At 69.8% G+C, this 16013-nt stretch carries 14 protein-coding genes and 1 pseudogene; 9 read left to right on the top strand and 6 right to left on the bottom strand.

The features are described 5' to 3' along the window. Positions 1-430: 430 nt before the first annotated feature. A complete protein-coding gene (locus tag ABZ915_RS33670) occupies positions 431-766 on the top strand; it encodes a peptidase inhibitor family I36 protein (RefSeq protein ID WP_361811099.1) in 336 nt (111 codons plus the stop codon). A gap of 33 nt (positions 767-799) precedes the next feature. Here ABZ915_RS33670 and ABZ915_RS33665 read toward each other — a convergent pair whose 3' ends face one another. Together ABZ915_RS33665 and ABZ915_RS33660 are read right to left on the bottom strand one after the other, a co-directional pair. After that, on the bottom strand, positions 800-1000 hold the full coding sequence (locus ABZ915_RS33665; protein WP_361811097.1) for a hypothetical protein: 201 nt from the start codon (positions 998-1000) through the stop codon (positions 800-802). A 132-nt stretch (positions 1001-1132) separates the two neighbouring features. After that, entirely contained in the window at positions 1133-1312 is a 180-nt protein-coding gene (locus tag ABZ915_RS33660; RefSeq protein ID WP_361811095.1) for a hypothetical protein, read from the bottom strand. Positions 1313-1777: 465 nt separating this feature from the next. Between ABZ915_RS33660 and ABZ915_RS33655 the strand changes: the two genes are divergently transcribed. Continuing rightward, positions 1778-2386: a DUF2269 domain-containing protein gene (locus tag ABZ915_RS33655; protein ID WP_361811093.1), complete on the top strand. Its 609-nt coding sequence runs from the start codon at positions 1778-1780 to the stop codon at positions 2384-2386. Between the two features lie 915 nt (positions 2387-3301). On the opposite strand, the gene ABZ915_RS33650 is transcribed toward ABZ915_RS33655, so the two are convergent. The 3 genes from ABZ915_RS33650 to ABZ915_RS33640 form a co-directional block, all read right to left on the bottom strand. Continuing rightward, positions 3302-3724, bottom strand: coding sequence for a hypothetical protein (locus ABZ915_RS33650; protein WP_361811091.1), 423 nt, complete (start codon positions 3722-3724; stop codon positions 3302-3304). A gap of 378 nt (positions 3725-4102) precedes the next feature. Beyond that, entirely contained in the window at positions 4103-4528 is a 426-nt protein-coding gene (locus ABZ915_RS33645) for an SRPBCC family protein (protein ID WP_361811089.1), read from the bottom strand. A 46-nt stretch (positions 4529-4574) separates the two neighbouring features. Then, complete coding sequence (locus ABZ915_RS33640; protein WP_361811087.1) at positions 4575-4739, bottom strand: VOC family protein; 165 nt, start codon at positions 4737-4739, stop codon at positions 4575-4577. A 132-nt stretch (positions 4740-4871) separates the two neighbouring features. On the opposite strand from ABZ915_RS33640, the gene ABZ915_RS33635 reads away from it, so the two are divergent. From ABZ915_RS33635 to ABZ915_RS33605, 7 genes are all read left to right on the top strand, one after another. Beyond that, complete coding sequence (locus ABZ915_RS33635; RefSeq protein WP_361811086.1) at positions 4872-5738, top strand: AraC family transcriptional regulator; 867 nt, start codon at positions 4872-4874, stop codon at positions 5736-5738. 541 nt (positions 5739-6279) lie between these two features. After that, complete coding sequence (locus tag ABZ915_RS33630) at positions 6280-7359, top strand: GlxA family transcriptional regulator (RefSeq protein ID WP_361811084.1); 1080 nt, start codon at positions 6280-6282, stop codon at positions 7357-7359. Then, on the top strand, positions 7356-9107 hold the full coding sequence (locus ABZ915_RS33625) for a thiamine pyrophosphate-binding protein (RefSeq protein WP_361811082.1): 1752 nt from the start codon (positions 7356-7358) through the stop codon (positions 9105-9107). The genes ABZ915_RS33630 and ABZ915_RS33625 overlap by 4 nt, the downstream gene beginning before the upstream one ends. Then, positions 9079-9732, top strand: a complete 654-nt coding sequence (locus ABZ915_RS33620; protein WP_361811080.1) for an SRPBCC family protein — start codon at positions 9079-9081, stop codon at positions 9730-9732. Before ABZ915_RS33625 ends, ABZ915_RS33620 begins: the two co-directional genes overlap by 29 nt. After that, a complete protein-coding gene (locus ABZ915_RS33615; RefSeq protein WP_361811078.1) occupies positions 9729-10748 on the top strand; it encodes a ketoacyl-ACP synthase III family protein in 1020 nt (339 codons plus the stop codon). Before ABZ915_RS33620 ends, ABZ915_RS33615 begins: the two co-directional genes overlap by 4 nt. Positions 10749-10751: 3 nt before the next feature. Next, a complete protein-coding gene (locus ABZ915_RS33610; RefSeq protein ID WP_361811076.1) occupies positions 10752-11747 on the top strand; it encodes a histidinol-phosphate transaminase in 996 nt (331 codons plus the stop codon). Between the two features lie 181 nt (positions 11748-11928). Further along, positions 11929-15105, top strand: coding sequence for an amidohydrolase family protein (locus tag ABZ915_RS33605; RefSeq protein ID WP_361811074.1), 3177 nt, complete (start codon positions 11929-11931; stop codon positions 15103-15105). Between the two features lie 387 nt (positions 15106-15492). Here the strand turns inward: ABZ915_RS33605 and ABZ915_RS33600 are convergent. Then, a pseudogene (locus ABZ915_RS33600) lies at positions 15493-16013 on the bottom strand (hypothetical protein); the annotation flags it as partial.

Raw genomic sequence — 16013 nt, 5'->3', positions numbered from 1 at the left:
GCACCCTAGCCGTCCTCCAACTGGGCCAACCGGTCTTGCGCACACGCCAATACGGACTCCAGTAGCAGGACAACTGCTTCCACGTGCCCTCGCGACCAGCCCCAGGCCGAGTACCCGGGCGGCAGGGGCTGCTGATCTCCGCCGTGGCTGATCGCCTGCGACCGGATGGCCGGGGTCCGGGGTCCGGGAGAAGGGCAACAACCTGTGGTTCTCCCAGAATTACAAGAGCTTCGGCGGCAACATTCAGTTCATGGCCGCGCCGGACGGCACCCCAATGTGGGTCTCCGATGTCGAGTCGGATTCCTCCCCGGACATCACCGCGGCCCGTATCTCGGAGGGACGGGACGGCCGGCGGTCTCGACGAGCGACGCGCCACTTAGCTACTTACAGTGTTCAATTAGTAACACTGTGCGAGAAAGGACCGTCTCCCATGCCGGTGACCGTTTACGCCGACGTCGACTACAAGGGCAAGAGCGCCACGCTCGACCACGGGCGCCACAAGCTCGACCCGTCCATGAACGACTGCATCTCCTCCGTCCGCGTGCCGTCCGGGTGGAAGGTGACGCTCTACGAGCACGCGGACTTCACCGGGGAGAAGATCACCCTGGACGCGGACACCCGGAGGGTGGACGGCGCCCTCCACGACAAGGTGTCCTCGATCGTCGTCGGCCAGACGGACGAGTGGGAGGACGACGGCTCATACATCTTCTCCGCGGAGAACGGTGACAACTGGTTCTACTTCGAGGACCACACGTCGGGCTCCTGACGCCGCAACCGCCGCACGGAGCGCGGGGGCGCCTCATCCGCCGCCCCGGCAGGCGCAGACCGCAGCGCGTGGACTGCGGGAGCCGGCTAGGGCGCCGGGGGCGTTGAGACGATCGGCCAGCTGGACGGCGCCGACGCGGACCAGGCCGGACCAGACGGTGCGGGTGCGGGTGCGGGTGCGGGTGCGGGTGCGGGTGTCCTCAACGCCCCAGCCGCTGCGGAGTCTGGGTGCCACCGCTCCCATCGCTGCTGCGAGGGCGGGAACCGCTCCGAAATTCCCCACCTCCGCGGTCACCATTCCCCGTGGGAACGGCGACCGCGGACGGTGATCGCAAATCCGGTTTCCGCCTCCTGCTCGGCATTGGCCTCAGGGATGCCGCGGCAAACCGGAACCGGTGAGATCATCCGTTCGCCCGCCCCGCCCCCACAGCAGCACGCTGAGCGCGACGAACCAGACGAAGTCGAGGAAGCGGCCGACCGGGATGAACACCGAACCGTCCTCGGCGACGAGCGAGCTCATCGACAACACGCTGGCCACCCCGATCACCAGGCCGCTCCGGACGACCCAGGCGGGGCGCGTGCCGTCACGGCGACCAGGAAGACCGCCACGCCAAGGGTCGGCGACAGCCGGTTAGTTCCGCCCTGGAGCCGATCTGGGCCGGAACCCAGCTGGTACTGGCGCAGAGCAGGAGGAGTGCTCCGGCCACGGCGGCCAGCGCGCGGACCACGCCCGCCCGGGCGTCGCTGCCGTATACCTGCGGACGAGTGGACGGCGGAGCGGAAATCCAACCCCGGTGTCTTCACCATCGCAGGGCGGTTCCTGCCACACGTCCCGCGGGCAAAGGCCATGGGCGTGCTCCCAGGGGCGTACGGATCCATCCGCTGCACTGATCGGATCGTCGACCGTACTCGCCTCGGAGCAGAGGGAGTTACTTCCGTCGGCGGACGCCCCGGACGGGCGGGAGGGAGAGCCTGTCCGCGTACCCATGACCCCGACCTGATGGAGGTACGCATGCTCCCCTCCGCCGAATCGTCGACGCTGACGACGCCCGCCGGCGATGGCGCGCGACGGCACTCAGGCCCCCGGTTGTCCCAGAGGGCCCGTAAGAGCATGGTCGTCGTGCATGTGGTCGTCTCTGTCAGCTGGTTGGCGCTGATGCTCTGCCTGCTGACCCTCGGGACGACGGCGCTGGCGACGAACAATGCCGACACCCTGCGGACCGCCTACCGGGCGATGGGGATGCTGGGGGACGTTCTGATCATCCCGCTGAGTCTGCTCACGCTGGTCAGCGGAGTGGTGCTGGCCCTCGGCACGCCGTGGGGCCTGTTTCGTTACTACTGGGTCAGTGCCAAGTTCTGGTCGACCCTGGCGGCCACGGTGGCTTCGGTTTTCGCCCTCCCTGCCAGACTGCACGACGCGGTGGGCGCGGTGACCCGGCATCCGGTGGGCCCCATCTCAGCCATGGATCTGGGATTCATCCGCTACAACATGGTGATCGTCCCGGCCGTCGCGCTTCTGCTGTATCTCGCCAACGTCATCCTGTCCGTCTTCAAGCCATGGGGTCGACGGTCGGCCGCCCACCCGGGTCTCTGTTCGGCGGCGTACTCGGCGACGCCGTAGGGTACCGGCCGGCCATGTGGATCATGACAGGTGTCGTCGCGCCCAGCTGGCTCATCCTTGCCACAAGCCCGATGCGCCGCGAGCGCGATCTTCCGCAGACCCGCGAGCCGGAACAAGCGCATGCCGAGCGCTGAAGGACGGCGAAAGGGCCGCCAGACGAACAAGTAGTGCAGGAAGGTCGCGAAGTTGAGCCAGGAACGCCGCGCCGGCCTCGATGCCCTCGGTATGCGCTGGTAGCTGCGCCGCAGTCGGCGTGTTCGGGTGCGGGGTCGGGATGACCGGCCCCGCACACGGTGCGCGAGCGGCGGGTCAGGCGCGCAGAATGCCCAGCCGCGTAGCGGCGATCGCTGCCACGGTTGGGGCGATCACATGTTCGCTCGTGGGCGGCAGGACCGCGCCGGTCAACAAGCCGTTGCTGCGGGCGGATTCGGCGTGTAACAGCTCAGGACGCCGGCTCCCGGAACTGGTTGATCGAGGGCCGGCCACGCTTACCAACTCTGCTCGCAATTGCACGCGATCACCACGTGGCCGCTTGCCGCTGTGGCACTGGACACCGTCCCGGCGTTGGCCGGGCCAGCAGTGGACACGAGGGCACCGATCAATGCGACGGTGAGCAAACCAGCCGCACTGAATTTACGCAAGATGGACATTCGTTACACTCCCTGGTTTTCGCTGTAGACACTGCGCCCCGCCACGGGCAGGGCGGCGGCCTCTGAGTCCTTCACCCCGGCATCGGCTGCCGGCACGTGCACCGTGGCCGCCAGGTGCACCGTCGTCTTCCGGGCGGGCGGCCGCGATTGCTGGTTCTGCGGCAGGTACCGCCCGGTCAAGTTCCCGGCTACTGACCGGCAGCACTTCGAGGTCGTACGGCCGCGGGCAGTGGTTGTGCCGACCGTTCGCGGCCGAGTTGCTGGATCAGCGGACGTGCACCGTCGCCACGTCAGAGGCGTGCAAGCGCACGGGGTGCTGGTCGTTCCGGCTGGTCAAGCCGTACAGCACCGCCCGGAATTCCAGGTCGCCGCGGCGCGCGGCCGTGCCCTGTGCAGTGACCCGCGCGTCGCCCTCGACCGCGGCGCTACAGGTCTCCTGGTGCCATCCCTCACCGAAGCCGTTCTCCTCCAGGCACAGCTGATGCAGGTAGCCGGCGCTGTCGTCACCGCCGTGCGCCGTGACCGTGATGGTCTTGCCGGCCTGCGCCGTGCGGGGCGCCGTGATGTCCACATTGCCCTTGGCGAACGCCGGCACGGCTGCCAGAGTCACTGAGGCCAGCCCCAGCACACCGATCACGGCCACACGGCCGCCCCGCGCCCTCATCCCGGGCTTTTTCGTCCTGGTCATGGACTTCCCTCCCGCGAATCTCCCCCACATGGTGAGACCCGCACCCTGTTTGCGACGGCGCCCGGTTGCGCCCCCGCTGATCATTCAGAGGAGCAGGCCTTGCCGCCCGTTGTCACCCGCCCGGCGCCGTTACGAATCCACGACAAAACCCACCGCCCAGGCCTGATCCCACCAACGGCCACCCGGCGAAGACCCCCACCCGAAGCCCGGGCAGCTTGGTCTGCCCGGCCACGCGCGCGGCCCCGCCGCCGCGCGCGAGGGCACCCAGGGGCAGGCCACCCGATCCCCTCGCCCGCCGCCAGGCCGACCTGCCCCACCCCACCCACCTTCTTCCTGCTGAGGGGCACGGTCGGCGGCATGGTAGTCAGTGGCACCGAATCAGGAGGCCGCGGCTTGCTGACTGTGACGCTCCTCGAAGGTTCGTTTGATGACCGTGCCGCCATGGGTCATCGCCGCGTCGAGGGTGGGGGCGAGGTCGTCGGGCAGCACATCGTGGATCCAGATGAGCCGGCAGTGATCCTCACCGTCGGCGAGTACTTGCATGGACGCGTTGTCGTGGGCTGGCTGCAAGCTGTCGCCTACGACGGCGTAGACGATACGGCGAACTTCGTGGTCGAGAGCGACGAGTCGCTCCCTTGCCACAGCGCCGTCGATGAACGTGACAACCCTGGTGTCGGCCTCGATGCGGGTGTCCACTACGTATCCAGGTGCCATACGTGACGGTCCCGTGGCGAAGTCGCCGATGACCTTCCACACCTCGTCGGCACTGCACCCGATCGTGATTTCCTTGCTGATGGAAGCCATTGCTCCTCCTCATGAATCGGCTTGGCTGGACAGACCTGTTGGGCGGTCAGTCGGCTGCGGCCAGGCAGAACAGGTGCCCCTCCGGGGCGGCGAGCACCACCCACTCGTCGCCGCCCGGCTGGAACTCGGGCTGGGTTGCGCCGAGCGCGATGAGCTCTTTGACCGTCCGTTCGACGTAGGTGATCTTGAAGTCGAGATGAGCCTGTTCCACCGGACTGGACCAGCGGGGACATGGTGTCGGCTCCTTCGTCTCAGGTGTGCCGCCACAGAGCCTGCCTCACTGCGCTGGGTCCGTCTTGAAGATTCTTGCGGGACTGTCAGACCCCCCGCCTACCCTGGGCCGGTGCTCTCGTTTGTCGACCTCGCCACCCGGCCGGAGTTCGCTGTCATGGCGGCGACCTGCCGCAATGACCACACGAACTGGTCGGCGATGGAGACGCACCGGCACGTACAGGTCGTGCTCGTGCGACAGGGACGGTTCCGCAGACGAGTCCGCGGCATCGACATGGACGTTGACCCGACCGTCGGCTACATCGGCATGCCCGGCGAGGAGGAGCAGTTCGCTCATCCCGCCGGGGGCGACGTGTGCACCTCGATCAGCCTCACCCCAGCGCTGTGGCGCACCCTTGCCGGAGACACTCCCTGGCTCACCAAGTCGACTGTGTACGTCGACGCACGGCTCGACCTCGCCCACCGACGGCTGCTCGCCACCACCCGAGCCCCGGACGTCGACTACGCCGGCGCGGAACAGCTGACCGGTCTGGTCCGCCACATCGTCGACCAGGTCATCGCGGCGCCGACCTCCGCCGGCGCATCCGCCAGCCCCGGCGACCGGGCGCTCGTCGCCGCGGCACGTGACCTGATCCGCGACGCCCATCCGGCTGCGACCGGGCTGCTTCCGCTCGCCGTGCACCTCGACGTGTCGCCGTACCGGCTGAGCCGGGCGTTCACCCGAGAACTCGGTGTCTCACTGACGCGATACCGCAACCGGGTTCGCGTCACCCACGCACTCGACCGGCTGGAGGCCGGCGAAATCCGCCTCGGGGCACTCGCCGCCGACCTCGGCTTCGCCGACCAGGCACACCTCACCCGCACCGTGCGCGACCACCTCGGACACACACCCACTGCGCTGCGCCGACTCCTTGCCGGGGCCTGCCTGACACATACCCAGGAACAGCAGCAGGCCGTGGCCTGGGCCTCGCCGCCATGAAGCACGTCCGTTGAAAAATCCGTACGGACGCTGACCGTCTCCGTTGCGCGGCCGGTCGTGACCGTGCGGCGCTCGACTCCCCACGCACGTTCCTGGAGCACGGGGCCCTGCCGACCCAGGATCCGCAGGACCGTGGCACCCGGCAGCACGGCCGGTTGCCCGATCGTCTCCACCCCAGCGCGCGAAGCACCTCGGCCTGTGCCCGCCGGATCCCGTACAACTCCCCGCTTGAAAGCGGGCCGAGGAAGCTTCTGGTACCTGACAGCGGCCGAAGCAACATCCGCGTCTGACGATTCGAGCTCTTCCCATCGCGCGACGGCCTGCTGTTCGTGGCGAGGCGGGATCTGAACCCTTGGTCCCTGGGTTATGAGCCCAGCGCGGTCTGCCTCATCGGCGCCCAGTGAGAAAGCCCGAGACAACCCGGACCCTCGATCGCGCCGGAGACGAGCCCACTCCCTGTGAGCTGCCTCACCCATCGCTGCCAGTTCCGGCGTACAAACCGCCTGGTCAGTACCTGTCTACCTCAATCGCCGCCTGCCTGTTGGCCGGATGCGTCAGTAATCTGTCATTGCAGCCAGTGCGATCCTCGATACAGGCTGTGACCGTGTTAGAGCGACGTGTTGTGGTTGTGGTGTACGCGGGCGCGATGGCGCTGGACATCACCGGACCGATCGAAGTCTTCGATACCGCCAACCGGCTGCTTGGGCCGTCGAGTTCCCCCTACCGGATCGAGTTGGTCTCCGCCGACGCACCACTGGTGCGCACGAGTTCCGGCGTGAGCGTGGAGGCCTCGCCACTGGAGGCGGGGCAGGGACCGATCGACACGCTCCTCGTGCCGGGTGGATGGAGTCTCAGCAACGCGCTCCGGGACCGGCCGCTGGTGTCCTGGATCGGCCGGGCAGCGGCCCGGTCACGCAGGATCGCCTCCGTATGCGGCGGATCCTTTCTGCTGGCCGAGGCGGGTCTTCTGGACGGCAGACGCGCCACCACTCACTGGGCGTACAGCGAGGCGATGGCCTGCCGCTATCCGGACGTGACGGTGGACGCCGAGCCGATCTTCGTCTGGGACGGGCCCTTCGTGACCTCGGCGGGTGTGTCGACCGGCATCGACATGGCACTCGCCCTGGTGGAGGCCGATCACGGTGCGGCGCTGGCCCTGGAGACGGCACGGTTTCTGGTGCTCTTCCTCAAGCGGCACGGAGGGCAGTCCCAGTTCAGCGCCGTCCTTGACGCCCAGTTGGCCGACCATCCGCCGATCCGGGCCGCGCAGGAGTGGATTCTGGACAACCTGCACAACCCGTTGCCCGTGGCCGAGATAGCCCGGCGAGCCAACATGAGTCTGCGCAACTTCGCCCGGGTCTTCAGGCGCGAAGTGGGCACGACCCCCGGCCAGTACGTCGAACGAACGCGCATTGCCCGCGCGCGCGAGCTGCTGGAAACCACCGAACTGACGATCAGCCAGATAGCGGGCCGCTGCGGATTCGCCGCCCCCGAGACCTTCTTCCGCTCCTTCGGACGAACCCTGGGACTCACTCCGAGGGAGTACCGGCACCGCTTTCAGGTCATCTCACCATCCGGCCTCATCGACCGGCACCACGAGACGGACAGGAGCCCCGCATGACCATCACGACCTCGGACGCACCCGAGGCAGGAGCGTTACGCCTGGTCGACTACCTGGCCGGGGAACTGGCCAGGTCCGGCGTCAGTCACGTCTTCGGTGTCGGCGGCGCGAACATCGAGGATCTGTACGACGCCGTTCACCGTGGAAGCGCCATCCGCGGCGTCGTCGCCAAGCACGAGTTCTCCGCGGTCACGATGGCCGACGGATACGCCCGAACGACGGGACGCCTCGGCGTTGTTGCCGCCACCTCGGGCGGAGGTGCGATGAATCTGATACCGGGTCTGGCGGAGGCCTACGCCTCCCGGGTACCCGTGCTGGCCCTGGTGGGCCAGCCGCCCACCGGACAGGAGGGCCACGGAGCGTTCCAGGACTCCAGCGGCAAGGGGGGCTCCTTCGACGCCGAGGCGCTCTTCACACCGGTCTCCCGGTTCTGCGCCCGGGTCGAGAACGCCGACCAACTCGTCGAGGTGCTGCCCCGGGCGGTGTCGGCGGCGCAGGCCGATCCACGAGGGCCGGCGGTGCTGCTGCTGCCCAAGGACGTCCAGCAGGCACCTGTCCGGCTACCCGGCCGCGGCGCGGCGCCGACGGCGTCGGTGGCACGGCTCGACAGCGCGGCCCTCACCGCCGTGACGGACACCCTCCGCGGGGCCGGCCACGTCCTCGTCATCGCCGGTGAAGACGTCGCCGCCGCGGACGCCCGTGCAGAGCTGGCCGAACTGGCCAGGAAACTCGGGGCGTGGGTAGCGGTCACCCCCGACGCCAAGGATGTCTTCGACAACCGTGACCCCCGGTTCGCCGGAGTAGCCGGGGTGATGGGCCATGCCAACGTCGAGGACTGTCTATGGCGGGCCGACGTGTGCCTGCTGGTCGGCACCCGGCTTCCGCTACTGGCACGCGGCGGCCTTGACCAGGCCCTCGCCACCACGGAAATCGTGTGCATCGGTCCCGAACCACCGTTCGTGAAGGCCACCGCATTGGGCGGAGGCCTGCGCGACGCACTGCGCGCGGTGACCGGCCGGCTCCCGCGGCGCCCCCATCACTGCCCCCAGCACGCCGGTCCCCGCCCCGCACCGATGCCGGGCCCGGTTTCCCGGGCCGGCGGGCGAACCGTCCCCTACACCCAGGCGGTTGCCGCGGTGGAGGCGGCACTCCCCCAGGACGCACACGTCTTCGTGGACGCCGGCAACGCAGGTGCCAGCGCGATCCATCTCCTCCCGGCACCACGCCACGGCCGCTTCGTGGTGGCGGTCGGCATGGGCGGCATGGGCTACACCTTCGGCGCCGGCATCGGCGCCGCGCTCGCCACCGGGCGACGCACCTACGTACTCGCCGGCGATGGGGCCTTCTTCATGCACGGGATGGAAGTGCACACCTCCGTGGAGTACGCCGCACCCGTGACCTTCGTCGTCTTCAACAACAACGCCCACGCCATGTGCGCGCTGCGCGAGGAGTTCCTCCAGGGCGGCGTCCGCAGCAACGACCTGTTCGGCCGGACCGACCTCGCCGCCGGGGTGGCCGCTGCCTTCCCGTCCCTCGACGTCACCGGAGCCGAGGACGCGGCGCAGTTGCGCAAGGCGCTGCTGCGCAGCAACACGAGCGGCGCCCCGGCCTTCGTCGCGCTGGACTGCGAGCCGGGGGAGATCCCTCCCTTCCTTCCCTTCCAGTCCTTCGCCGAAGCCACCGCAAGCACCGAACGCCCCTACAGCAAGGAGAACGCAGATGAACGAGGAATCGTCCACGCTGGCTGACATCCCCGGACTGATGCGGGTCGAGAACCCCGGCAAGGAGGAGCTGACCGCCCACTGCATGGAGCTCACCCACGCCGTCTACCCCCACCATCAGGTCTACGGGCAGTACTGCACCATCCACGAGTACGTCGACTGCCCCCCTGAGCAGGCCTACGACTACCTGCGCCAGGGACACCACCTGGAGGAGTGGACCTGCAGCCTGCGGGACTTCGCGCCCGCCGGCACGCCTGGGGTGTGGGTCGGGTACGACCGGCTCGAGGAGGACACCAGGATCTACTGCAAGGTCGTCGCCAACCCCGAAGCCATGACCGTGGACTACCACTGCTCCTGGGACCAGGGCGAGAAGCTGTGGATGATCTACCTGATGCGCATCGTGCCGGCCCGCGTGGTGCTCGACAAGCCGGGATCGGTGATCACCTGGACCAACTGCCGACACCCCTACTACGACGCCAACCCGCACCCCGACACGGCTCCCCGCCCGGACCGGCCCTGGGTGGGCGACTACTGGGAACTCTTTTACGCGGGGCACACCGTCGAGATGAACAACCTCAAGGCGATCCTGGAGCACCGCCACCGCAATGGCCGGCCGGTCGGCGTGGTCCCGGCGAAGGCGGTGGCGCGGTGACCACGGTCAGCCTCACCGACGTCGCGAGCTACCTCCCCGGCGAGCCGGTCCCCGCCGAGTTCTACACCGAGTACCCCGGCGCCGAGGACAAGCTCCGCAACCACCCGATGTTCAAGGTCCCCCGGTCACGGCACCACGTGGCCCCGAACGAGACCAACGCGGACATGGTCGAACGCGCCGTGCAGCCCTTGATCGAGCGGCACGGCAGGGACGAGATACGAGGCGTCGACGTGCTGTTGGTGCACAGCCAACTGCCGGACCTGCCGTTCACGGGCGCCGGCACAGAGGTGGCGCGCCGGCTGGGGCTGAACCCGGAGTGGCTCGTCGACGTGGCCAATGCGGGCTGTGCATCCTTCGTGTACATGCTCAAGATGGCCCGGCAGATCCTCACCACCACCGATGCGAGGACGGCGCTGATCTGCAACGCCCAGAGTGCCGCGGGTCAGTGCTTCACCCAGTCCGAGGTGCGCAGGCTCGCCCAGGCGGCGATCCCGGGCGACGGCTGCGGCGTGGGATATGTGACGACGTCGGCCGACGCGCCGGTCCTTGACGTGGAGACCCGGCACATCGGCGAGTACGCCGGGGACATGACCGTGGCGGTCGACGACGGACGCAAGTACTGGGAGCCGGGAGAGTCCCAGTTGCGGATCGGGTTCACCGATTCCAGCATCGCCAAGGTTCTGGCGCGCGGGAACCGCCTCGTCCCCGAAGTGGTCACGGACCTGTGCCGACGGCTCGGCGTGGCGACCACCGCCATCGACGTCCTCATCACCAATCAGCCCAACCGCACCTTCCTGCGGAACTGGCGAGAGGCGCTGCAACTGCCGGCCGAACGGCACCTGAACACCTTCGAAGAGTGCGGGAACCTGTTCGGAGCGGCGATCCCGGTCACCCTGGACCGGGCCGTTCGCTCACGGCAGGTGGAGGACGGCGATCTGGTGGTCCTCGGAGGGTTCGCCCACGCCGGCGACTTCGCCGGTGCCGTCGCCGTCCGGTGGCACAGCGGGCGGGGATGACCGATGAGCATTCCCGTGCTGCACCGACTGGCCCTGAACGAAAGCCCGTACCCGCCACTGCCCTCGGTGCGCAAGGCGATGCAACGGGCCGTCGCCGAGGCTCACCGGTACCCGCAGTTCTACCCCGACGACCTCACCGAGCGGATCGCAGCGTGGTGCCGGGTGCCTCCCGACCACGTCGTGGTGGGCAATGGATCGGTGGGCGTGGCACTGCAGTTGCTTCGGGCGGTCGTCGAGCGCGGCGACGCCATGGCCTACTCCTGGCGCACCTTCGACGCGTATCCCCTGCTGGCCGACATGGTGGGCGCTCGCCCCGTTCCCGTACCTCTGTCGCCGGAGGGTCACCAGGACCTGGGCGCCCTGCTGGCCATGCTCGACCACCGCACACGTGTCGTGGTGCTGTGCAGCCCGCACAATCCCACCGGAAGTCTGGTCACCGCCGACGCCCTGTCGGCGTTCCTGCACCAGGTCCCCCGACACGTCACCGTGCTTCTCGACGAGGCGTATGTGGAGTTCGCCCGCAGCACCAGCCTGCCGGATACGTCCATGCTCCTGGGCGCACACCCCAACCTGCTGGTCCTGCGCACCTTCTCCAAAGCCTATGGCCTCGCCGCCCTACGGGTCGGCTACGGACTGGGCGGCTCCGACCTGGTGGCGCGGATCCGCCGGAACCAGCTGCCTTTCGGGATCAACGCGGTGGCAGCGGCGGCCGTGAAGGCCTCATTGCGAGCCGACGGCGAGCTGCGCTCACGCGTCGACACCGTCGTCGCCGAACGCGAGCGGCTCCGACATGAACTCCTCGGCCTCGGCTGGCACGTACGCCCGGGCCACGCCAATTCGGTCTGGCTCGCCGCGCCCGATCCGATCGATGAAGGCGCCGCGGCACTCACTGACGCCGGTGTCCAAGCGCGCCACTACCCCGGCGAGGGACTCCGGCTCACCGTCGGCAGCAGACAGGCCAATGACGCCGTGCTTGCCGCGCTGGCGGGAGTGGGCTGACAGGAGGCGTCCGGCCGTCATGCGTCGACATCGTGGCCCTCTTGGACCACCTGGGGCTGGACCACGTCGTACTGCTCGCCCACTCCCCAAATTTCTCGGTCACCCTCTGTGGCTGAATCCGTACCGATCGAGGGTGGATGTCGTTGAGCAAGGGACTGCTGGTGCGCCAGTGTGTACGGCCATGGACCGCGACCGGAGCAGCACCTCTTGGCCGACCCGCCGGCAACTCCTCGCCGTAGCCGGCGCCGTTCCCCTCGTGGGCGTTGCCCCCGCGGTGGCGGCGTCGGCCCGCACCAGCGCTCTCTCCCTGGCCTTCACCCGTGCCACCAACGGCTCCGCCAGCCTCGCCCCGGTCGGTGACCGCCTGGTCGCCGAGGTGCAGGGCACCCTGTGGTCCCTGCGCCGCACCGGCGGAGCGGCCCGCCCCCTGACCCCGGCCGACCTCGAGCCCAACCGCCCCACGTACTCCCCGGACGGCGAGCTCATCGCCTTCTGTGCCTACCGGGACGGCGGCTTCCACCTCTGGACAGTGCGCCCCGACGGCTCCGGCCTGCGGCGACGCACCGAGGGACCCTGGGACGACCGCGGCCCGGCATGGGCACCCGACGGCACCCGGCTCGCCTTCTCCTCCGAACGCGGCGGCGACGGCGTCGACGGCAGCCCGTACCGCGTCCACGTCCTGGACCTGCGCACCTGCCGTATCACCTGCGTCACCGGCCTGCCCGGCCAGGACGGCCCCCTACAGGACGGCCCGTGGGAGGACTTCGACCCCACCTGGTCACCGGACGGCGCGCACATCCTGTTCGTCCGCGCGAAGGCGGTCAGCACCGCCCTGGGCCTGAGTGTGGAGGCCCGTACGATCGCATCGGTGCCCGCCGACGGCACCGGCCCGGTCACCGTCCGGCACACCGAGACCGAGGCCGCGCAGGTCATGACCCCCGCCGTCGCCCCCGACGGCCGCCTGGCCCACCTGCGCACCACCGCCGCCCCGAACGGCTCCTGCGCCCTCGTCGTCGACGGCCGCCCCGTTCCGGTCACCGGCGACATCGCGCCGGTGCCCCCGCGCTGGACACCGGCCGGGCAGCTCCTGCTGACGCTCGACGGCGCCTTCACCCTCGTACGACCGGAGAGTCCGGAGCAGCCGGAGACCATCCCCTTCGAGGGCGTGCTTCCGGTGGAGCGGCCCCGGTACCGGACCAAGAAGTACGACCTGGGGCAGGCCCGCACCCGTCCGGTGCGCGGGATCCATCTGCCCGCGCTCTCGCCGGACGGCCGACAGATCGCGTTCGCTGCCCTCAACTCGCTGTGGCTCGCCCCAAGTTCGGGTGGACGTCCGCCGCGGCGGCTGCACAAGGCCGCGCCCACCCGCTATCTACTCGCCCCCACCTGGGCACCCGACGGGCGGTCCCTCGTCTACGCCGACGACCGCGACGGGCTCCTCGGCGTGTACCGGCACGATCTCGCCACCGGCGCGGAGACCGCGCTCGCGACCGGCGGGCGAGTGCATCCGGGGCTGTCACCCGACGGGCAGCGGCTCGCCTGCCTCGACCTGACCGGCCGGCTCCTCGTCCGCGACCTGGCTTCCTCGGAGGAACACGTCCTGGCCGCGCCTCTCGGCGGTGGCGGACTGCCGGGCCGTCCCAGCTGGTCACCCGACGGCCGCCACCTCGCCCTGTGCGACCGCAACCGTCTCAACTCCCGTTTCCGAGAGGGCTACAACCTCATCCGCATCGTGGACACCACGACCGGCACCGCCCGCCTGCACGCCGTGGCGCCCCACACCTCGATCGCCGACCGCTACGACTCCGGACCCGTCTGGTCGCCCGACGGCCGCTGGATGGCGGTGGTCGTCGAGTCGACGCTGTGCCTGCTGCCGGTCGACGCCGACGGCACCCCGCGTGGCGACCTGCGCCCCCTCACCGATGAACCGGCCGACCACCCCTCGTGGTCCGCCGACTCCACGACCTTGCTCTACCTCTGCGCCGGCCGACTGCGCCTCATCGGCGTCGACGGCGGCTCTGTCCGCACGGTCCGCGTCCCCCTCGACGCCCCGAGACCCACGCCCGCCGACCTGGTGGTGCACGCCGGACGCCTGTGGGACGGCACCGGCGAGACGACCCGTGACGACGCCGACATCGTCGTACGGGACGGACGCGTCACGGCGATCGAACCTCACCGCTCCGGGCGGCGGGAGGCCCTGCGCCGTATCGATGCCTCCAGACGCACCGTGATCCCAGGTCTGTGGGACACCCACACCCACCCCTGGCAGAGCACCTACGGCGGGCGCCAGACCGTCGGCCAGCTCACCTACGGCATCACCACAACCGTCTCCCTGGGCGGATTCGCTTACGAACAGGCCCGCATTCGCGAGGCGGCGGACACCGGACAGCTCGCCGGGCCCCGGCTGCTGACCACCGGCGAACTCCTCGACGGGGCCCGCGTCGCCTACAGCATGGGCCGCGCGCACCGAACCAGGCAGGGCCTGCGCCGCTCACTGGAGCGAGGTGCGGCGCTGGACTGGGACTTCGTCAAGACGTATGTCCGAGCGCCCGGCTGGGTGATGGAGGAGGCCGCCCGTTTCGCCCACGACTGCCTCGGTGTGCGCACCGGAGGCCATCTGCTCTCGCCCGGCGTCCAGCTCGGTCAGGACCTGACGACCCATCTACAGGCCACTCAGCGGGCCGAGTTCGGTCACTCCGTCACCGCAACGGGCCGCGCCTACCAGGACCTCGTGGAGATCTATACCGCGCGCGGTATGCGCTTCTCGCTGATCGCCACCCCCTTCACCGCCCTGCCCCTCCTCGGCGCGGACCCGGACCTCGCCGACGACCCCCGGGTCACCGTGGTGATGCCCCCGTGGGACACGGCCACCGTCCGGCAGGCGGCCGGCACGCCGCCCACTCCGGCCCAACTGGCCACCCTGCGAACGGAGACCGACATATACCGGCGAATCCTGGCCGCGGGCGGACTCCTCGCACTCGGCACGGACCAGCCGCTCGTCCCCGTCGGCCTCTCCCTCCACCTCGGCCTGCGCGCCCTGCACCAAGGCGGCCTGTCCCCGGCTCAAGCCCTGCGCACCGCCACCGTTCTGCCCGCCCGCCTCTTCGGTGCCGACCGCGACCTCGGCACCCTCGAGGAGGGCAAGCTCGCCGACCTGACCGTTGTGGACGGCGACCCGTTCACCGACTTCGCCACCCTGGTGCGTACCGAGGCGGTGCTCAGGGGCGGAGTGCCGTACACCACCGAGGAATTGACGGCAGCCTTCGAACCCACAACCCAGCGCACGACCACGGCCGGGAAGGACTGGCTCAGGGTAGGGCGGCTGATGCGCAGGGACGGTTGCTGCGACGGTCACTAGTGCTGCCGAGATGGTTCGCCGGTTCGGCGGTCTTGGACCAAGAGCTACGCGGGACCGGCCGCCTTCACCGACGGGTTCGCTGCGGCGATCGCGGCCGGCGGCGCGCTGTCGCTGGCCGGGGCGCTGGCGGCACAGGCCGTCCTGTCCCGCCGGATCACCCCGGCCCTCGTGCTCGCCGCACCAGTGCTCACGACGAACCGTTGATGTGCCAAGTCAGCCCGCACGGCGCGCATGACCACTGAACACCCCCCCGCCAGGCGTGCCGTGGGGCAGCCGCCGATGCGCGAGGGAGATAAGGCTTCTTCGACCGCGTCCGCGTGTTCCCCGCTTTTCCGACGGTTGCCACGCCGGGGCGGACTCCCGCTGCGCCGCTCTGGCCGTGCCGGGTCACCGGCGCCGCCCGAACCGTCCGAGCAGCCAGAACAGCGCGGACGGCGGGATGTCCACCGGCTGGGTGGTCAGGTTCCAGGAGCCGCCGCCGCGGTCTTCTTGGATGATCAGGAAGCCAGGGCGGGGCAGACGCAGTGTATGGCGCCCCTCGCCCACGCCGAACTTGAGATCGCTCCAGTCGTTACCGGGGGTGTTCCTGGGCCAGGTGGGTGGGCGGCAATCGCAGTCGGGCCAGGACCGCAGGCACTGGCCGCATACGTAGCGGACCTGCCACTTGATGGCGGTCTGGAACTGGACGGTGAGTACCGCCGGGCCGCCGTTGTAGCGGAGCACCTCGTCACCGTGGCCACGGTGTTCGGGGGTGAGAGCGGTCGCGGCCGACAGCGGGGCAACCCGGATCGACCAACGGTGGTCGTTGCGGCCGTAGTCGGTGGTGACGCTCAGGTGGGTGGCGTCCGCGGGCAGGTAGCGACGGCCGCGGTACTCACCGGTGATCCAGATCAGCTCACCTCCGGTGG

This window comes from Streptomyces sp. NPDC046915, from assembly GCF_040644935.1.
Taxonomy (GTDB): domain Bacteria; phylum Actinomycetota; class Actinomycetes; order Streptomycetales; family Streptomycetaceae; genus Streptomyces.
Note: the sequence above shows the minus strand (reverse complement) of the source record. Positions and strands in the feature narration are given on the sequence as shown.

Coding starts and splice junctions, on each gene's coding strand:
- ABZ915_RS33655 (WP_361811093.1), top strand. CDS start 1,778: ATGCTCCCCTCCGCCGAATCGTCGACGCTGACGACGCCCGCCGGCGAT.
- ABZ915_RS33650 (WP_361811091.1), bottom strand. CDS start 3,724: ATGACCAGGACGAAAAAGCCCGGGATGAGGGCGCGGGGCGGCCGTGTG.
- ABZ915_RS33610 (WP_361811076.1), top strand. CDS start 10,752: ATGAGCATTCCCGTGCTGCACCGACTGGCCCTGAACGAAAGCCCGTAC.
- ABZ915_RS33620 (WP_361811080.1), top strand. CDS start 9,079: ATGAACGAGGAATCGTCCACGCTGGCTGACATCCCCGGACTGATGCGG.
- ABZ915_RS33645 (WP_361811089.1), bottom strand. CDS start 4,528: ATGGCTTCCATCAGCAAGGAAATCACGATCGGGTGCAGTGCCGACGAG.
- ABZ915_RS33605 (WP_361811074.1), top strand. CDS start 11,929: ATGGACCGCGACCGGAGCAGCACCTCTTGGCCGACCCGCCGGCAACTC.
- ABZ915_RS33670 (WP_361811099.1), top strand. CDS start 431: ATGCCGGTGACCGTTTACGCCGACGTCGACTACAAGGGCAAGAGCGCC.
- ABZ915_RS33625 (WP_361811082.1), top strand. CDS start 7,356: ATGACCATCACGACCTCGGACGCACCCGAGGCAGGAGCGTTACGCCTG.